Genomic DNA, 17,718 nt, shown 5'->3' on the forward strand with positions numbered 1-17,718 from the left:
GTACTTGCGTGGCCCGACAACGCGGCGAGGCGCCGTGCCGGGCGCCGCGGGCCGGTGAACCTTTCCGGTCACGGCACTAGGCGGGGCCGACCACCGCCGCCGCCCGGTAACCTTGGAGAGGGGCGCTTTGGCGCGCCCGGACTACGTACGCGCAATCAGGAAGGTGCCCGCCCCGTGGAAACCGCCGCTCCGTCTGCCGTGATCGTCGCCATCGACGGTCCGTCCGGCACGGGCAAGTCCAGCACCTCCAAGGCCGTGGCCGCCAAGCTCGGGCTGCGCTACCTGGACACCGGGGCCCAGTACCGGGCGATCACCTGGTGGATGATCGGCAACGGGGTGGACGTCGAGGACCCGCACGCCGTGGCGGTCGCCGCCGGCAAGCCGGCCATCGAGTCCGGCACCGACCCGGCCGCGCCCACCATCACCGTGGACGGCCTCGACGCCTCCGGCCCCATCCGCACCCAGGAGGTCACCTCCAAGGTGAGCGCCGTGAGCGCGGTGCCCGAGGTCCGCACCCTCATCACCGAGCTCCAGCGCACCATCGCCGCCGGCGCGGAGGGCGGGATCGTGGTCGAGGGCCGGGACATCGGCACCACCGTGCTGCCCGACGCCGACCTGAAGATCTTCCTGACCGCCTCCCCGGAGGCCCGCGCCGCCCGCCGCAGCGGCGAGCTCAAGGGCAAGGAGGCCACCGACCTGGCGGCCACCCGCGAGGCCCTCGTCAAGCGGGACGCCGCCGACTCCGGCCGGAAGACCTCCCCGCTGGCCAAGGCCGCGGACGCCGTCGAGGTCGACACCACCGAGCTCACCCTGGAGCAGGTCATCGAGTGCGTGGTGACCCTGGTCGAGGAGAAGCGGGCGGCGAAGCAGGCGCAGCGGCAGGCGGCGGCCGGATGACCGAAACGCCCTCCCTCAAGGGTGCGGCGATCGGGCGGCGGATCGGCATCGGGCTCATGTACGGGCTGTGGAGGCCCCGTGTGCTCGGCGCCTGGAAGGTGCCGGCCGCCGGGCCGGTCATACTTGCGGTGAACCACTCCCACAACATCGACGGCCCCATGCTCATGGGGACCGCGCCCCGGCCCGTGCACTTCCTGATCAAAAAGGAAGCGTTCGTGGGACCGCTCGGCCCCTTCCTCGAAGGGATCGGGCAGGTCAAGGTCGACCGGACCGGCACCGACCGGACCGCCGTCACCAGCGCCCTCGGCGTACTGGCGGACGGCGGGGTCCTCGGGATATTCCCCGAGGGCACCCGGGGCGAGGGCGACTTCGCCTCGCTGCGGGCCGGCCTTGCGTACTTCGCCGTACGCTCCGGGGCCGCCATCGTCCCGGTCGCCGTCCTGGGCAGCAGTGAGCGCCCCGGCCGGCTGGTCAAGGCGCTTCCGCCGCTGAGGAGCCGCATGGACATCGTCTTCGGCGACCCCTTCCGGGCCGGGGACGGCAGCGGGCGACGGACCCGCACGGCCCTGGACGAGGCCACCGTACGGATCCAGGACCGTCTGACCGCCCACCTGGCGGAGGCCAGGCGTCTCACCGGGCGATAGGCCAGACTTGAACCAGTAGTGGACCGGCGCAGCCGCGCGGGTGCCACCGATCACCACGAACGACGAGGAACGGACTTCATGAACGACCAGCACGACCACGGAGCGCTCGGCGACGCCGAGTACGCGGAGTTCATGGAGCTCGCGGCGGAAGAGGGCTTCGACATCGAGGACGTCGAGGGCGCCATCGAGGAGGCGGGCCACGGCCCGCTCCCCGTCCTCGCCGTCGTCGGCCGCCCGAACGTCGGCAAGTCGACCCTGGTGAACCGGATCATCGGCCGCCGCGAGGCGGTCGTCGAGGACAAGCCCGGCGTCACCCGCGACCGCGTGACCTACGAGGCCGAATGGGCCGGCCGCCGCTTCAAGGTGGTCGACACCGGCGGCTGGGAGCAGGACGTCCTCGGGATCGACGCCTCCGTCGCCGCCCAGGCCGAGTTCGCCATCGAGGCCGCCGACGCGGTGGTCTTCGTGGTGGACGCCAAGGTCGGCGCCACCGACACCGACGAGGCCGTCGTCCGGCTGCTGCGCCGGGCCGGCAAGCCGGTCGTACTGGCCGCCAACAAGGTCGACGGCCAGTCCGGCGAAGCAGACGCCTCCATGCTGTGGTCCCTCGGCCTCGGCGAGCCCTTCCCGGTCTCCGCACTGCACGGCCGCGGCACCGGTGACCTGCTGGACCAGGTCCTCAAGGCGCTGCCCGAGGCCCCCGCGCAGACCTTCGGCGGAACCCCGCTCGGCGGCCCGCGCCGGATCGCCCTCATCGGCCGCCCGAACGTCGGCAAGTCCTCGCTGCTCAACAAGGTCGCGAAGGAGGAGCGGGTCGTCGTCAACGAGCTGGCCGGCACCACCCGCGACCCGGTCGACGAGCTGATCGAGCTGGGCGGGGTCACCTGGAAGTTCGTGGACACCGCGGGCATCCGCAAGAAGGTCCACCTCCAGCAGGGCGCCGACTACTACGCCTCGCTGCGTACGGCCGCCGCCGTGGAGAAGGCGGAGGTCGCGGTCATCCTGATCGACACCACCGAGAGCATCAGCGTCCAGGACCAGCGCATCATCACCATGGCGGTCGAGGCCGGCCGTGCGATCGTGATCGCCTACAACAAGTGGGACGAGCTCGACGAGGAGCGCCGCTACTACCTCGAGCGCGAGATCGAGACCGAGATGCAGCAGGTGTCCTGGGCGCCCCGGGTGAACGTCTCGGCGCTCACCGGCCGTCACATGGAGAAGCTGGTCCCGGCCATCGAAACGGCCCTGGCGGGGTGGGAGACGCGGGTCCCGACCGGCCGGCTGAACGCCTTCCTCGGTGAGATCGTCGCCGCCCACCCGCACCCGATCCGCGGCGGCAAGCAGCCGCGCATCCTGTTCGGCACCCAGGCGGGCACCAAGCCGCCGCGGTTCGTGCTGTTCGCCTCCGGCTTCCTGGAGCACGGCTACCGCCGCTTCGTGGAGCGCCGCCTGCGCGAGGAGTTCGGCTTCGAGGGCACCCCGATCCACATGTCGGTGCGGGTGCGCGAGAAGCGCGGCGCCAAGAAGAAGTAACTGCGGGAGCAGCCGTGCGGGGGTTCAGTAGCCCCGGCGCGGAGCGGGCGGCAGGGCCGCCGGGATGTGGTGCATCCCGGTCTGGTGCTGCCGCCCGCTGCCGTATCCGGAGGTGCCGGCGTGGGTGGGCTGGGGGGTGTAGGAGGCGGGCCAGGGTTCGGTCTGCCATGCGGAACCGTTCCAGCCGCCGACTCCGCTGTGGCCGCTGCCGTACGGGCTCTGGTGGCCGGCGGTGGCGGAGGGGCCGGACCCGAACGCCGTGAACCCGAGGTCCTCCTCGCCCGTCCGGTCGTACGGCAGGGCCCGGAAGGCCCGCAGGTACTCCGAGTACAACGCGTCGTAGATCGGGGTCTGCGAGGCGCTGTGCGTCCGCATCGGGGGGATGTGGGGGTCGTATGAATGCACGTATCTGCCAACGAACCCGAGCCGCTGCGGATGCGGGCGGGCGGCAGAACAGGCCGGGAAAACGCCGAAAAACACAGATCGCCGGGGGTGTGTGGAGAGACCACACACCCCCGGCGCAACGCGGTGACCGGAACGGTCAGGTACCGGCGAGGGGCATCGAGGCGGCCACCAGCTTCCCGGCGGCGGCGGCCTTGTCCAGGGCGTCGCGGAGCAGGTCCTCGCGGGGCTGCTGGCCGATGGAGCCGACCGGGGCCGCGTAGAGCAGGACGCGCTGGGTGCGGTTGACGGCGGCCCGCCAGCCGTCGGTGACGGACAGCGCCTGGTGGGCCTGCCACCAGGCGACCTGACCGCTGCCCTCGCTGCCCGGCTGCAGTACGGCGTGCAGCTGGCCGGCCGCCAGCAGCACCGACCAGCCCGCCAGCGGGGAGGGCACCTCGGCGGTGTTCGTGACCGGGATGAAGCCCTGCTCGATCAGCAGCGGCAGGAAGTCGTCCCCGGGGCCGGTGGTGCCGGGCCGGGCGATGGGGGCGGTCGGCTCCACCACCAGGGCCGGGTGCAGATCGCCCCCGATCAGCACCAGCCCGCTGGTGATGCCGAGGACGGCCTGGCCGCCCGGCACCGGCGGCGCGGTGCCGTCGGCGGTGGCGGCTGCGGTACCGGGCGAGTCACCGGTGATGGAGGCGACGGCCCCCTGGAGCTGCTCCTCGGACACGGTCACGACCTGGGACGGGATGCAGGTCGCGTGGGCGAAGGCGAGAACGGCGGTCTCCTCGCCCACGAACAGCACGGTGCTGGTGCGTTCGCGCTCGGAGTTGCCCGGGGTGCGGCAGGAGGTGCAGTCGTAACTGCCCGGCGCGTTGTCGCCGGCGAGCAGCAGGTCGGCTTCTTCGTCGCCGATCTCGGCGCGTACGTCATCACTGACGTCGAGCATGCGCGGCACGGGGTGACTCCTCGGATAGGCGTGCGCAGCCGGGTGGTTCCCGGCTCGCCGGGCTCAACGGGGGAGCGGTGGCCGGGGTAACGCCGGACGAGGGAACGGAATCGAACCGGGCCCCCGAAGGGGTGAATGCGCCACGGCCGCGTTCGGTTCAAGCCAACTGCTGGCGGTTTGTGGCAGGTTGGTGTCGGGGATCGCCCGTTTCGGGGGGCGCCCGGACGGGTGGGGTGTGGCCGGAGCCGGCGGCCCGCCGCGTGGCGGGGGCGGTGGCGGGCGGCGTACTGCGTAGCGTGACCCGATGCCCCACCTCCGGATCCGGCGGGCCGTGCAGGCGGTCCTCGCCGCGCTGGTGCTCGCCCTGGCGCCCCTGCCGTACTCCCCGGCGGGGGCGGCGCCGCCCCCGCCGCCGGCACCGGGACCTGCCGGTTCGGCGGCGGTGGGCTCGCCCGGGGTGATCGGCAGCGGGCCGGGGGACTGCGGTCCGGGCCGGCTGTGGCCGTGGGACTGCGTCGCGGACTGCGAGTCCGGCGGCCGGTGGAACATCAACACCGGCAACGGCTTCTACGGCGGACTGCAGTTCTGGCAGCCCACCTGGGAGGACCACGGCGGGCTGCAGTTCGCTCCGCGGGCCGACCTGGCGACCCGGCCGCAGCAGATCCGGGTGGCGGAGGAACTCCTCGGCACCCAGGGGTGGGAGGCCTGGCCGGAGTGCTCGCGGAGGTACGGGCTGGCGGGCCGGGCGCACGTGGTGCGGCCGGGGGACACCCTGGTGTCGGTCGCCCGCAAGCACCGGGTCGGCGGCGGCTGGCAGGCGCTGTACGCGGCGAACCGGGCGGGTCTCGGCCCGGACCCCGGCACCCTCAAGGTGGGCACCCACCTAACCCTCCCACCGACTGCGCCGCAGCCGCAGCCGCAGCCGCAGCCGCAGCCGGTGCCGGTGCCGGTGGCTGTGCCCACACCCGTGCCGTCGCCGGGCGTGGAGCCCGCGCCGGTTCCGGTGGCCCCGCCGAGCCGCGGCCCGGAACCGGGCGCGGCATCCGAGCCGCCGACGGCGCAGCCGCAGCCCGCGCCCGCGCCCGTGCCGACGCCTGTGCCGTCGCCGAGCGCGGCAACCGAGCCGTCGCCGACGCAGCCGTAGCCGGTGCCGGTGGCCTCGCCGGGCCGCGGCCCGGGAACGGGCGCGGCATCCGAGCCGCCGCGGGCGCAGTCGGCGCCGGTGGCCGTGCCGGCACCCGTGCCTGCGCCGGTGCCGTCGCCGGGCGTGGAGCCCGCGCCGGTGCCGGTGGCCTCGCCGAGCCTCGGCCCGGAACCGGGCGCGGAGCCCGGGCCGGCACTCGTGCCGGGCGGGGCGGCCACGCCGAGGGCTGAGGCCGTTCGGCCCGTTGGGGGCGGCTCCTCCGGGGCAACCCGGGCGACGCGCGCGGTGGGTTCTTGAAACCGGGTGCCGGCGGTGCCCAACCTGGCCGCATCGGGCCGGACGGCCCGGTCCGACACCGGTGGTGAACCACATGCACCTGGGCAGACCCGCGCGCACGGCAGTCCGGTCGGCGGCCGTGCTGCTCTTCCTCGTACCCGCGGCGGCCGGCTGCTCCTCCGACGGGGGTGGCGGCAGCCGGCCCGCGGCGAGCAGCCCGGCCGTCTCCGGGCCCGTCGACCCCACCCGGGCCAAGGCCGAGATCGAGAAGAACTGGGAGGCCTTCTTCGCCGCCGCGACCCCCGCCGCACAGCGGGCCGGGCTACTGGAGAACGGTGCCGCGCTCGAACCCCTGCTGGCCGGGCTCAGCACCGAGTCCCTCTCGGCCAAGCCATCCGCCCGGGTGACCGAGGTGTCCTTCACCTCGCCCACCGGAGCCCGGGTCACGTACGACCTGCTCGTCGGCGGTACCGCGGTGCTGCCCGGCAGCAAGGGCACGGCCGTCCTGCAGGACGGGGTCTGGAAGGTGTCCGCCAAGACCGTCTGCGACCTGGTCGCCCTCAGCGGCAAGTCCGTACCGGGCGTGGGCTGCTGACACCGCCTCCTCACCCGAGCGGGTGTCGAACGGGTTCCGTACGGTGCCGGAGCAGCCGGACCGCGCTGGCAGACTCGGGGCATGCTGGAGACCTCCGCACGACTGCTGCGCCTGCTGTCCCTGTTGCAGGCCCACCGCGAATGGACCGGGGCCGATCTCGCGGAGCGCCTCGGGGTGACCCCGCGTACGGTCCGCCGGGATGTGGACCGGCTGCGCGAGCTCGGCTATCCCGTCAACGCCAGCCCGGGCACCGGCGGGGGCTACTCGCTGGGCGCGGGCGCCGAACTGCCCCCGCTGCTCCTCGACGACGACGAGGCGGTGGCCGTCGCCGTCGGGCTGCGCACCGCAGCCGGCAACGGGGTGGAGGGGATCGGCGAGGCGTCCGTACGGGCGCTGGCCAAGCTGGAACAGGTGCTGCCGGGCCGGCTGCGGCGGCGGGTGTCCACCCTCAACGAGTTCACAGTGCCCATGCTGCGCGGCCCCCAACACTCCACGGTCGACGCCTCCGTCCTCACCGAGCTGGCCGCCGTCTGCCGGGACAACGAGCGGCTCCGGTTCGGCTACCGGGACCACGAGGGCGCGGTGACCCGGCGGACCGTGGAGCCGCACCGGCTGGTGTGCAGCGAGCGCCGCTGGTACCTGGTCGGCTGGGATGTGGACCGGGCCGACTGGCGGACCTTCCGGGCCGACCGGATCGAGCCGAAACCGCCGCACGGCCCGCGCTTCACCCCGCGTACCCCGCCGGCCGAGGATCTGGCGGCCTATGTGTCCCAGGGCGTCTCGCAGCGGGCGTACGCCGCCCAGGCGGTGATCCGGCTGCATGTGCCGGCCGAGGAGGCGGCGCAGGAGATCTCCCCGTCGGCCGGGGTGCTGGAGCCGGTGGACGCGCACACCTGCCTGCTGCACACCGGGGCGGTGAGTCTGGACGTCCTGGTGGTCCATGTGCTGCTGATGGGCTTCGAGTTCGAGGTGGTGGAGCCGCCGGAGCTGGCCGAGCGGATCAGGGACGCCCGGGATCTGCTGGTCCGGGCAGTTCACCGGTCTGCGGATCCCGCTGCCGGAACTGCTGCTCCGCGTACTGCGGATGGTGCAGGTCGAAGGCCGGGGACTCGGAGCGGATCCGGGGCAGTTCGGTGAAGTTGTGGCGGGGCGGCGGGCAGCTTGTCGCCCATTCCAGTGAGCGCCCGTAGCCCCAGGGGTCGTCCACGTCCACCCTCACGCCGTACCGGTGGGTCTTCCAGACGTTGTAGAGGAACGGCAGCGTGGAGAGGCCGAGGAGGAAGGCGCCGATGGTGGAGATGGTGTTGAGCACGGTGAAGCCGTCGGCCGCCAGGTAGTCGGCGTACCGGCGGGGCATGCCCTCGGCGCCCAGCCAGTGCTGGACCAGGAAGGTGGTGTGGAAGCCGATGAAGAGGGTCCAGAAGTGGATCTTGCCAAGCCGTTCGTCGAGCAGCTTGCCGGTGAACTTGGGCCACCAGAAGGAGAAGCCGGCGAAGGTCGCGAAGACCACCGTGCCGAACACCGTGTAGTGGAAGTGCGCGACCACGAAGTACGAGTCGGTGACCTGGAAGTCCATCGGTGGGGAGGCCAGGATCACCCCGGTGAGCCCGCCGAGCAGGAAACTGACCAGGAAGCCGACGGACCACAGCATCGGGGTCTCGAAGGACAGTGATCCCTTCAGCATGGTGCCGGTCCAGTTGAAGAACTTCACCCCGGTCGGCACTGCGATCAGGAAGGACAGCAGGGAGAAGAAGGGCAGCAGCACCGCGCCGGTGGCGAACATGTGGTGGGCCCACACCACCACCGACAGCCCGGTGATGGCCATGGTCGCGGCGACCAGGGTCACGTACCCGAAGACCGGCTTGCGCGAGAACACCGGCAGGATCTCGGTGACGATCCCGAAGAACGGCAGCGCGATGATGTAGACCTCGGGATGCCCGAAGAACCAGAACAGGTGCTGCCACAGCAGGGCTCCGCCGAACTCGGGCTGGAAGACCACCGAGCCGAAGCGGCGGTCGGACTCCAGGACCAGCAGCGAGGCGGCGAGCACCGGGAACGCGAACAGCACCAGGACCGAGGTGAGCAGCACGTTCCAGGTGAAGATGGGCATCCGGAACATGGTCATACCGGGCGCGCGCATCCCGATGATGGTGGTGATGAAGTTGACCGCGCCGAGGATCGTGCCGAAGCCGGAGAGCGCCAGGCCCATGATCCACATGTCGGCGCCGATGCCGGGGGACCGTTCCAGGCTGTTGAGCGGGGCGTACGCGGTCCAGCCGAAGCTGGCCGGGCCGGTGGGGGTGAGGAGCGATCCCAGCACGATCAGCCCGCCGAACAGGAACAGCCAGTAGGACAGCATGTTCAGCCGGGGGAAGGCCACGTCCGGGGAGCCGATCTGAAGCGGCATGATCTCGTTGGCGAAACCGGCGAAGGTCGGGGTCGCGAAGAGCAGCAGCATGATCGTGCCGTGCAGGGTGAAGGCCTGGTTGAACTGGTCGTTCGAGATCAGCTGGAGGCCGGGCCGGGCCAGCTCGGCCCGCATCAGCAGGGCCAGCAGACCGGCCACCAGGAAGAATCCGAACGAGGTGACCAGGTACAGGTGGCCGATCTTCTTGTGGTCGGTGGTGGTCAGCCAGTCGACCAGCAGCCGGCCCCGGTGCCGGACCGCAGGAGTGGCCGTCCCTGTCGCCGTTCCCATCGATGGTCCCCTCACTGAGGTGCCTCAGACCCGGGTGACGATGCTCGCAGTAGCTCCGGGCAACGGCGCGGGGACGCGCCAGTGAAGAAGAAGTGAGGGTTCGGAGCGGGTTGTGGCGGTCCGGTCCGCGACCGGAGTCGGAATCGGTGTGTGCGGGCCGTAAGAGGGCTTGAAGGGCGGCTCGGCCGGAATCCCCGGAGGGGAATTCCGGCCGAGCCGGGAAGGAATGCAAAAGAGTGTCTGCGCCGGGCGTGTCGCGCGCTGGAAAACAATTCGCGGACCGCTCGAATCGTATGTCGGCGCCGCCGTTGCCCGGTCAAAGAGTTGTCGACATTCCGTGACCTAAGCGTGACCCGATTCGGCTGAAAGTATGGGCGTGACGCTGACGCGGGACCGGACGGTGGCGGGCGGGGTGTGCGTACCGGCCCGGTCCCGGGGTGCCGGGAGGCCGGCGCGTCAGCCGCCGCCCACCGGCCGGGCCGCGGGAGTACGGGCGGTGCGCTCGGCGTGGGCGGGGCGGCGGCTGCCGGCCGGGGTGAGCGGGGTGCGGTCGGCCCGGATGATGTGCGGCCGGACCGTGAGGTGCGTGGCGGGCCGGGGCACCACGGAGTGGGTGGCCGTCCGGGCGCCGATCGGGGCGGGGGCCGCAGCCGGAGCCGGGCTCCGGCCCTGCCCTGCCGACCGGCCGAGGACCTGGGCCCGCAGCTCGAAGATCAGCGCCTCCGCGCGGGCGATGAGCGGCTCGAACCAGGGCAGGGCGAGCAGGATCAGCAGGCCTGCGGCCCAGCCGAGCAGCACATCGCTGACCCAGTGGGTGCCCAGGTAGACGGTGGTGGCGCCGACGCTCAGCGCGACCACGGCGGACAGCACCGACAGGTTCCGCCGGGTGCGCACGGTGGACGCCAGGTAGGCGAGGATGCCCCAGGTGACCACCGCGTTGGCGGTGTGACCGGAAGGGAATATATCGCCGCCGGCGAAGAGTTCGGCGGATCCGATCTGGGTGGCGTAGTGCGGACCGAGCCGGCCCAGACCGAGCTTCACGGCGCCCACCGTGACATTGAGCAGCAACAGTGCCACGCCGAGGGTGAGCAGCGGGCGCAGGGTGTGCTGCCGCCAGGAGCGCCAGCCGAGCCAGGCGGCGACCATGACCGCGGTGGGCCCGCGCTGGCCGAGCACGACCAGGTAGTCGAGGAAGGCGTGCAGCTCCGGCCACTGCTCGTAGGGCCGCCAGAACATGACCTGCCAGTCCAGCCGGACCAGCCAGGAAGTGGTCAGGACGGCCACCACGATGGCCAGATAGAACACGAAGGTCGAAGCGAAGAGCACCACACGGTGCCGGCTCATCTGCGGCGTCTGCAGATGAGCCGGTCGTTCGGGTTCACGGTCCAGGCGGGCGAACAGCCGCTCCAGACGGGTGAATGATGGTTCGGTACGCACTCAATCGACGTTACCGCGCGCGCGTGGGTCACCCGGTCGAATCGCGGGGTTTGTGATGACCATGTGATGTGGAGTAGGTCTCAGTCGGAGCCTTATTCCGGGTAATCCGGCATTGCCTTCGGTGTTCTCTTCCGGCGTGTTCGGCAATTGCTCCGAATCTTTATCCGAGTTTTATGCGAAGTGCCGAATGTGCCGCCGGAATTCGAGATTCCGCTATGGCGGTCCGGAGCCGTTCAGCCAGAACGCGCCGTAGACCGCCGCCGCCAGGGCTGCCACGCCCAGCACCGCAGCCGCCCGCCGGGTCCGCCACCGGGCCAGCGCCACGGCCACCGGCAGCAGCAGCGGGAACGCGGGCAGCAGCAGCCGCGGCTTCGACCCGAAGTACCCCGAGGCGCACAGCGCCAGCGCCACCACGATCCCGCAGTACACCAGCAGCGCCACCGGCTGCCGCTGCCGTACGCACAGCACGTACAGCCACAGCACCAGCAGCACCCCCGCGATCAGGCCCACCCCGGCCGGCCAGGCCGCGGAGGCGAGCCGGCCGCCGATGAACCGGGCGAAGGCGAGCCCGCCGTCGAAGCCGTTGCCCCAGCCGCCCTGCACCCGCAGATAGCCGAGCAGCCCCTCGCCGGTGTGCGCCCCCACCCACAGCACGTACGCCGCCGCACCCGCCGGAGCCAGCAGTACGCCCACCGCCGTACGCCAGGACGCCTGCCCGCGGCGCAGCGCCAGGACCGCCGCCACCCACACCGCGGCCACCACCGCGGCCCCCACCGGCCGGGTCAGCCCGGCGCCCGCCGCGAGCGCGCCCGCCGTGATCCAGTGCCCGCGCAGCACCCCGTACAGCGACCAGGCCGCCAGCGCCGTGAACAGCGCCTCGCTGTAGGCCATCGACTGCACGACGCCCACCGGCAGCGCCGCCCAGGCCGCTACCGCGCACACCCCGGCCCGCCGGCCGTACAGCAGATCGGCCACGGCGAAGATGCCCCAGGCCGCGGCGAGCCCGGCGAGCGCCGACACCACCAGTCCCGCCGAGCCGTGACCGAGTCCGGTCACGGCCGCGATCGCCCGCTCCAGCCAGGGCAGCAGCGGGAAGAAGGCCAGGTTCGAGTGGACGTCCCCGTTCGGGAGCACGATCTCGTACCCGTACCCCTCGGCGGCGATCCGGGCGTACCAGAGGGAGTCCCAGCGGGCCGAGAGCAAGGTGTGCGGACTGCTGCCCGCCACCGCCCCCCACACACCGAGCACGGCCAGTCCGAGCAGCCGGACCGCCGCGAAGGCGAGGAGCGCGGGCGCGGCCCGGCGCAGGGCAAGATCTTTCACGGGCATGATTATCGGTGGCCGGGGCCCGCGACCGCGGAGCCGGCCGCCGCGCGCGCAGAACCACGGGCCGTGACCGGGCGTGTACACGGGGGGAGGTGAGTGGCGTACGCCACACCCCGGCGGCCGTCGGGGTGAGAGCTTGACCACGTGATGCATGTCCGAACTCGCGTACGCTGGCGGTTCACTCGCGTGTCGATGCCGGGCCCCGCTACGTCAAGCCGCTCACCCGCGGCACATCAATGCTGGTCCGCCGAGTGCGAGGGATCACCTGGGAGGTACATGCATGTCAGGGACGAACACGGCCGGCCGCAACCGGACCCCTTCCCCCTGGCAGTCGTGGCAACGGCTCACCGATGCCCGGGGCGGCGCCAACCGCTGGGTCGTCCTGGCGGTCCTGTGCGTCAGCCTGGTCCTCGTCGCGCTCGACGCGACGATCCTGCACGTCGCCGTCCCCTCCGTCACCGAGGACCTGCGCCCCGGCTCCATCGAGCTGCTGTGGATCGTCGACGCGTACCCCCTGGTGTGCGCCTCGCTGCTGATCCTCTTCGGCACCCTCGGCGACCGGGTCGGGCGGCGCCGGATCCTGCTGCTCGGCTACATGCTGTTCGGCGTGGCCTCCGCGATCGCGGCGCTGGCCGACAACGCACAGATACTGATCGCCGCCCGGGCCCTGCTCGGTATCGGCGGCGCCATGATCATGCCTGCCACCCTGTCGATCCTGCGACAGGTTTTTCCCGACCGGCGTGAGCGGGCCCTGGCCATCGGCATCTGGACGGCCGTCGCCGCGGTCGGCGCGGCCAGCGGACCGGTCCTCGGCGGCCTCCTCGTCCAGCACTTCTGGTGGGGTTCCGTCTTCCTGATCAACATCCCGCTGATGGCCCTGATCCTCCCGCTCGGCCGCTGGCTGCTGCCGGAGTCCCGGGGCACGGCGGACGGGCCGTGGGACGTGGTCGGAGCGCTGATGGCGGCGGCCGGCGTGCTGGCCGTGGTACTCGGCGTCAAGCGGGCCGGCGCCGACCAGAGCTTCCTCGACGCGATGGCCTTCGGGCCGCTGCTGCTGGGGGCGGTGCTGCTGGTGCTGTTCGTACGGCGGCAGAAGCGGCGGGTGCACCCGCTGATCGACATGCGGATGTTCTCCCGGGCCACCTTCACCACCTCGGTGGGCTGCATCGTGCTGGCCATGCTGGCGCTGGTCGGCCTGGAGCTGATCGCCGTCCAGTACCTCCAGCTGGTGCTGCACCTGTCCCCGCTGGAGACCGGCCTGCGGCTGCTGCCGCTCACCTTCGCCGCGATGGCCGCGGGCGGCACCGGCTCCTACACCCTGAACCGGATCGGCCCGCGGGCCATGGTCTCGCTGGGCTTCGTGCTGACCGCGCTGGCCGTACTGCTGCTGACCCTGATGGGCCAGCACGACCGGCCGCTGCTGCTGACCGTGGGGTTCGTACTGCTCGGTTTCGGACTGCAGACCACCCTGTTCGCGGCGTACGAGTCGATGCTCAGCGAGGCGCCGGCGGAGGCGGCGGGCGGCGCGGCGGCCATCGGCGAGACCTCGTACCAGCTGGGTGCGGGCATGGGCATCGCCCTGCTCGGCAGCGTCATGAACGCGGCGTACGCGCCGGGCCTGACGGATGTGCCGGGGGTCTCGGCGGCCGATTCCGCCGGGGCGGTGAACTCGCTGGGCGAGGCGTACCAGATCGCGGCGGGGCTGGGCGGGCCGGCCGGCGAGGCGCTGTACGCGGCGGCCCGGAGCTCGTTCGTGACCGGGCTGCACGTCACGCTGCTGGTGAGCGCGGCGCTGCTGGCGGCGGGAGCGCTGATGGCGCTGAAGCTGCCGAGGACCATGGAGTGCGCGGACTCCGTCGACACCGACCGCGACCCGGCTCCGGCCCATGCCTCGACTCAGGCCCAGGCCCACGCCTCGGCCGCGGCTTCGTCCCGGCCGGTGCCGGCCGGCCGCATCCCGTCCCCGGCGAAGCCGGACCGCGCCTTCGACGGCCGCCGGGTCTGACGGCCCCGGCCGCGCCCGAGCGCGGCGCCGCCGCCGGGGCCGGTCCCCGGGACTCGTACGAACGCCGGCGCCGGCGCCGGTGGCGGGTCTGCGCCCCGGCCTCCTGCGGGTGCACGGGCTTCGCCCGGCGCCCGTTTTCCGGGCGCTCCGCGCGGGCGCCGGGTCGGACGGCCGCCCGCGCTCGAGCGCGGCGCCGCTGCTGGGGGCCGGCCCCCGGAGTCGTGCGCCTCGAACGCCGTCGGCGCCGGTGGCGGGGCTGGGCCCCGGCCTGCTGCGGGTGCACCAGGGCTTCGCCCGGCACCCGCTTTCGGGCGCTCCGCGCCCAGTGCCCTCAAACGCGTTCCAGCCCGCGCTGCGGGCCCACGGTCCGCGGCGTCCCCCGAGCCGCCGAGCCGCCGAGCCGAGCCGACGGGACGGGCGGGCCGGTCCGGCCCGCCGCGGCTTCGGCGGGCCGGACCCGGCCGCAACGCCCCGGCGGGGCCGGAAGGGCGGGGCTGGACGGGGTGATCGCAGGGGGTTAGCGTCGGCCGCGCGGGGAGACCCGCACTGCTGGAATTCCCGACTCCGCCGGAGGCAACCCGTGTTCGTGCCCACCGACCCCCTCGGACTCGACGAGCTGCTCGGCCCCGAGGACCTCGCCATCCGCGACACCGTGCGCAGCTGGGCCGCCGACCGGGTGCTGCCGCACATCGCCGAGTGGTACGAGAACGGGGAACTGCCCGGCATCCGGGAGCTCGCCCGGGAACTGGGCTCGCTCGGTGCGCTCGGCATGTCCCTGGAGGGGTACGGCTGTGCGGGCGCGAGTGCCGTGCAGTACGGGCTGGCCTGCCTGGAACTGGAGGCCGCGGACTCCGGGATCCGCTCGCTGGTCTCCGTACAGGGCTCGCTCGCCATGTACGCGATCCACCGCTTCGGCTCCGAGGAGCAGAAGCAGCGCTGGCTGCCCGGCATGGCCGCCGGCGAGCTGATCGGCTGCTTCGGGCTGACCGAACCGGACGTCGGCTCCGACCCCGCCGCCATGCGTACGTACGCCAAGCGCGACGGCACCGACTGGGTGCTGACCGGCCGCAAGATGTGGATCACCAACGGGTCGGTGGCCTCGGTCGCGGTGGTCTGGGCGCAGACCGACGAGGGAATCCGCGGGTTCGCCGTCCCCACCGACACCGCCGGGTTCTCGGCCCCCGAGATCAAGCACAAGTGGTCCCTGCGGGCCAGTGTCACCAGCGAGCTCGTCCTGGACGAGGTGCGGCTGCCGGCCGATGCCGTGCTGCCCGGGGTCACCGGCCTCAAGGGCCCGCTCGGCTGTCTCAGCCACGCCCGCTACGGGATCGTCTGGGGTTCCATGGGCGCGGCGCGCGCCAGTTTCGAGGCCGCCCTCGACTATGCGCGGACGCGGGAACAGTTCGGGAGGCCCATCGGCGGCTTCCAGCTCACCCAGGCCAAGCTCGCCGACATGGCGCTGGAACTGCACAAGGGGATTCTGCTCGCCCACCACCTGGGGCGCCGGATGGACGCCGGAAGCCTGCGGCCGGAGCAGATCAGCTTCGGCAAGCTCAACAACGTCCGCGAGGCCATCGAGATCTGCCGCACCGCACGCACGATCCTCGGCGCCAACGGGATCAGCCTCGAATACCCCGTCATGCGGCACGCGACCAACCTCGAATCGGTCCTCACCTACGAGGGAACCGTCGAGATGCACCAGTTGGTGCTGGGCAAGGCGCTCACCGGACTGGATGCCTTCCGGTAGACCGGTGCAACCGGTGAGGGCCCTGCTCAGCTCTGGTTGAAGAAGCCGTCGGCGGCGCGTCCGTTCGCCTCGCCGTTCACGATCTGGGTGTCGGCCGGGGTCAGCAGGAAGACCCTGGTCGCCACCCGCTCGATCGAGCCGCGCAGGCCGAAGGTCAGGCCGGCCGCGAAGTCGACCACGCGCTTCGCGTCTGCCGGGTCCATCGAGGACAGGTTCACGATGACCGGAACGCCCTCGCGGAACAGCTCGCCGATGCCCCGTGCGTCACGGAACCCGTCCGGGGTGACCGTGGCGATCCGCCGGCCGTGCTCGACGGCGGACTCCGACGCCACCTTCACCCGGGGGTCGGTGACCCACTGGTCGCCGGCGTGCGGACCCTGCGGAGCCTCCGCGTACTCGTCGTCGTAGTAACGCTCGTCGTCGCTGTCCTCTACGAGACCCAGCCACGCACTCGCCTTGCGCACCGAACCCATGGACGCCTCCTTTCACCGCGGCTGTCGTCTGTCTTCATCTCCGCAATCCCTATGGTCGTCCATGATGCTGACAACGCGCCAAGTGGATAGCCGCCGCGCAGGGGTTTCGTGACGGTACTGGTGCAGAACATCCGGTGCACGCTCAAGGTTCTCGGGAGCTACCACTGCTGTCTGAGTGAAAATACGACCACTGCCTCCGTGCGGGTGACCTCAGCGGACGTACGGGTGAAGGCCGTGGCTGGGTACGATGCCCCGCACGCACGCATATGAACCACGGGGGATCCACTTTTGTTCGGCATCGTCAGACCCTGCACGCACCGGCTCGGCGAACGGTTCACGACGGAGTGGACGGCCCATCTCTGCGGACTCTGCCTGGCACTTCGAGGGGAGCACGGGCAGGCCTCCAGGATCGTCACCAACTACGACGGCCTGCTGGTCTCCGTTTTGACGGAGGCTCAGTCCGGACCGGTGGCGGGCACCCGGCGCACCGCGGGCCCCTGCCCGCTGCGCGGGATGCGCACCGCACCGGTGGCCCAGGGTGAGGGTGCCCGGCTCGCCGCGGCCGTTTCGCTGGTGCTCGCCTCGGCGAAGATACGGGACCACGTGGCGGACCGGGACGGCCTGTTGGCGCGGGCCCCGATAGCCGCCGCCGCGCGCCGGGTGGCCCGGGGCTGGGACCGGGCCGGTGCCCGGACCGGGGCCGCGCTCGGCTTCGACACCGCCGTGCTCGTCGACGCGGTGGACCGGCAGACCGGCATCGAGGCGCTGGCCGGCCCCGGCACCTCCCTGCTGGTGGTGACGGAGCCGACCGAGACGGCCACCGCCGCCGCCTTCGCCCATACCGCGACCCTGGCCGGACGGCCGGGCAACGCTCCCGCGCTCGCCGAGGCGGGCCGCTACTTCGGGCGGCTCGCGCATCTGCTGGACGCCGTGGAGGACCGGGCGGCGGACGCGGCGGCCGGCGCCTGGAACCCGCTGACCGCGACCGGGACCCCGCTCGCCGAGGCGCGGCGGCTGTGCGAGGACGCGCTGCACGGGATCCGGCTGGCCCTGCACGACGCCGAGTTCGCGGACGGCAGGCTCGCGCACCGGCTGCTGGTCCACGAACTGCGCGCCTCGGTGGACCGGGCGTTCGGGACGAGCAGCTGCGGGCACTCGGGGCTCGCCGTCACCGCCTCGGACGGAGCGGGCCCGGGCCAGGGCCCGTACGGGGGCGGTCCGGCGTACGGAGGTCCTGCGTACGGCGGCCCGGCCGGCCCCAACCCGTACGGCGGGCCCTACGGCCAGAACCCCTACGGCGGCGGCGCGCCCGGCGGCCCCGGCGGCCCCGGCGGTCCGGGTATGCCTCCGCCGCTCGGACCCGGCGGCTTCGGTGCCCCGCAGCCGCCGAAGCGGCGCGGCTTCTGGGCGGGCTGCGCCGTCGCCATCGGGCTCTTCTGCACCTGCCAGGTCTGCTGTGCCAAGGAGTACGAGGGGCCCTGGTCCCGGAAGAAGCGGAAGGGCTGCTGCCGGGACTGCGACGGCTGCGACGGCTGCGAGTGCTGCTGCCCCTGCGACGGCTGCTGACCGGACCGGGCCGGACTGCTGACCGTTCCTCAGCCGCCGTA

Annotated in this window: 13 protein-coding genes and 2 pseudogenes; 9 read left to right on the plus strand and 6 right to left on the minus strand. The window is 72.7% G+C overall.

Annotated elements, in window-relative coordinates; translation table 11 throughout:
- Positions 1 to 174: 174 nt before the first annotated feature.
- The 3 genes from cmk (at position 175) to der (ending at position 3,074) form a co-directional block, all read left to right on the plus strand.
- Positions 175 to 897 carry a (d)CMP kinase gene (cmk, locus tag DEJ50_RS26375; protein WP_150210579.1) on the plus strand — a complete coding sequence of 241 codons (723 nt, stop codon included), beginning with the start codon at positions 175 to 177 and terminating at the stop codon, positions 895 to 897.
- Positions 894 to 1,541: a lysophospholipid acyltransferase family protein gene (locus tag DEJ50_RS26380; RefSeq protein WP_150210580.1), complete on the plus strand. Its 648-nt coding sequence runs from the start codon at positions 894 to 896 to the stop codon at positions 1,539 to 1,541. Before cmk ends, DEJ50_RS26380 begins: the two co-directional genes overlap by 4 nt.
- A gap of 78 nt (positions 1,542 to 1,619) precedes the next feature.
- The gene (gene der / locus DEJ50_RS26385; protein ID WP_150210581.1) at positions 1,620 to 3,074 is read left to right on the plus strand and encodes a ribosome biogenesis GTPase Der; all 1,455 of its coding nucleotides are present in this window, start codon (positions 1,620 to 1,622) and stop codon (positions 3,072 to 3,074) included.
- 24 nt (positions 3,075 to 3,098) lie between these two features.
- Here der and DEJ50_RS26390 read toward each other — a convergent pair whose 3' ends face one another.
- Together DEJ50_RS26390 and DEJ50_RS26395 are read right to left on the minus strand one after the other, a co-directional pair.
- The gene (locus DEJ50_RS26390; RefSeq protein WP_223837917.1) at positions 3,099 to 3,449 is read right to left on the minus strand and encodes a hypothetical protein; all 351 of its coding nucleotides are present in this window, start codon (positions 3,447 to 3,449) and stop codon (positions 3,099 to 3,101) included.
- A gap of 166 nt (positions 3,450 to 3,615) precedes the next feature.
- Positions 3,616 to 4,410 (minus strand): hypothetical protein, encoded by a 795-nt coding sequence (locus DEJ50_RS26395; RefSeq protein WP_190345049.1) that lies wholly within the window; start codon positions 4,408 to 4,410, stop codon positions 3,616 to 3,618.
- 304 nt (positions 4,411 to 4,714) lie between these two features.
- On the opposite strand from DEJ50_RS26395, the pseudogene DEJ50_RS35445 reads away from it, so the two are divergent.
- The 3 genes and pseudogenes from DEJ50_RS35445 to DEJ50_RS26410 all read left to right on the plus strand — a co-directional run.
- A pseudogene (locus DEJ50_RS35445) lies at positions 4,715 to 5,308 on the plus strand (transglycosylase family protein); the annotation flags it as partial.
- Between the two features lie 616 nt (positions 5,309 to 5,924).
- Positions 5,925 to 6,425, plus strand: coding sequence for a hypothetical protein (locus DEJ50_RS26405; protein ID WP_150210585.1), 501 nt, complete (start codon positions 5,925 to 5,927; stop codon positions 6,423 to 6,425).
- 81 nt (positions 6,426 to 6,506) lie between these two features.
- Positions 6,507 to 7,562 (plus strand): helix-turn-helix transcriptional regulator, encoded by a 1,056-nt coding sequence (locus DEJ50_RS26410; protein ID WP_150210586.1) that lies wholly within the window; start codon positions 6,507 to 6,509, stop codon positions 7,560 to 7,562.
- Positions 7,563 to 7,605: 43 nt separating this feature from the next.
- Here the strand turns inward: DEJ50_RS26410 and DEJ50_RS26415 are convergent.
- The 3 genes and pseudogenes from DEJ50_RS26415 to DEJ50_RS26425 form a co-directional block, all read right to left on the minus strand.
- Positions 7,606 to 9,123: pseudogene (locus DEJ50_RS26415) on the minus strand (cbb3-type cytochrome c oxidase subunit I); the annotation flags it as partial.
- Positions 9,124 to 9,579: 456 nt separating this feature from the next.
- A complete protein-coding gene (locus tag DEJ50_RS26420; protein WP_150210587.1) occupies positions 9,580 to 10,560 on the minus strand; it encodes a phosphatase PAP2 family protein in 981 nt (326 codons plus the stop codon).
- Between the two features lie 213 nt (positions 10,561 to 10,773).
- Positions 10,774 to 11,889: a glycosyltransferase family 39 protein gene (locus DEJ50_RS26425; protein WP_150210588.1), complete on the minus strand. Its 1,116-nt coding sequence runs from the start codon at positions 11,887 to 11,889 to the stop codon at positions 10,774 to 10,776.
- Between the two features lie 277 nt (positions 11,890 to 12,166).
- On the opposite strand from DEJ50_RS26425, the gene DEJ50_RS26430 reads away from it, so the two are divergent.
- Positions 12,167 to 13,891, plus strand: coding sequence for an MFS transporter (locus tag DEJ50_RS26430; RefSeq protein WP_150210589.1), 1,725 nt, complete (start codon positions 12,167 to 12,169; stop codon positions 13,889 to 13,891).
- A 580-nt stretch (positions 13,892 to 14,471) separates the two neighbouring features.
- Entirely contained in the window at positions 14,472 to 15,638 is a 1,167-nt protein-coding gene (locus DEJ50_RS26435) for an acyl-CoA dehydrogenase family protein (RefSeq protein WP_150210590.1), read from the plus strand.
- A 26-nt stretch (positions 15,639 to 15,664) separates the two neighbouring features.
- Here the strand turns inward: DEJ50_RS26435 and DEJ50_RS26440 are convergent, their stop codons facing one another.
- Positions 15,665 to 16,111: a cell division protein SepF gene (locus DEJ50_RS26440; RefSeq protein ID WP_150210591.1), complete on the minus strand. Its 447-nt coding sequence runs from the start codon at positions 16,109 to 16,111 to the stop codon at positions 15,665 to 15,667.
- A gap of 288 nt (positions 16,112 to 16,399) precedes the next feature.
- On the opposite strand from DEJ50_RS26440, the gene DEJ50_RS26445 reads away from it, so the two are divergent.
- Positions 16,400 to 17,677, plus strand: coding sequence for a DUF5685 family protein (locus DEJ50_RS26445; RefSeq protein WP_150210592.1), 1,278 nt, complete (start codon positions 16,400 to 16,402; stop codon positions 17,675 to 17,677).
- The last annotated feature ends 41 nt before the right edge of the window (positions 17,678 to 17,718 follow it).

It is taken from the genome of Streptomyces venezuelae, assembly GCF_008642295.1.
Lineage (GTDB): Bacteria > Actinomycetota > Actinomycetes > Streptomycetales > Streptomycetaceae > Streptomyces > Streptomyces venezuelae_C.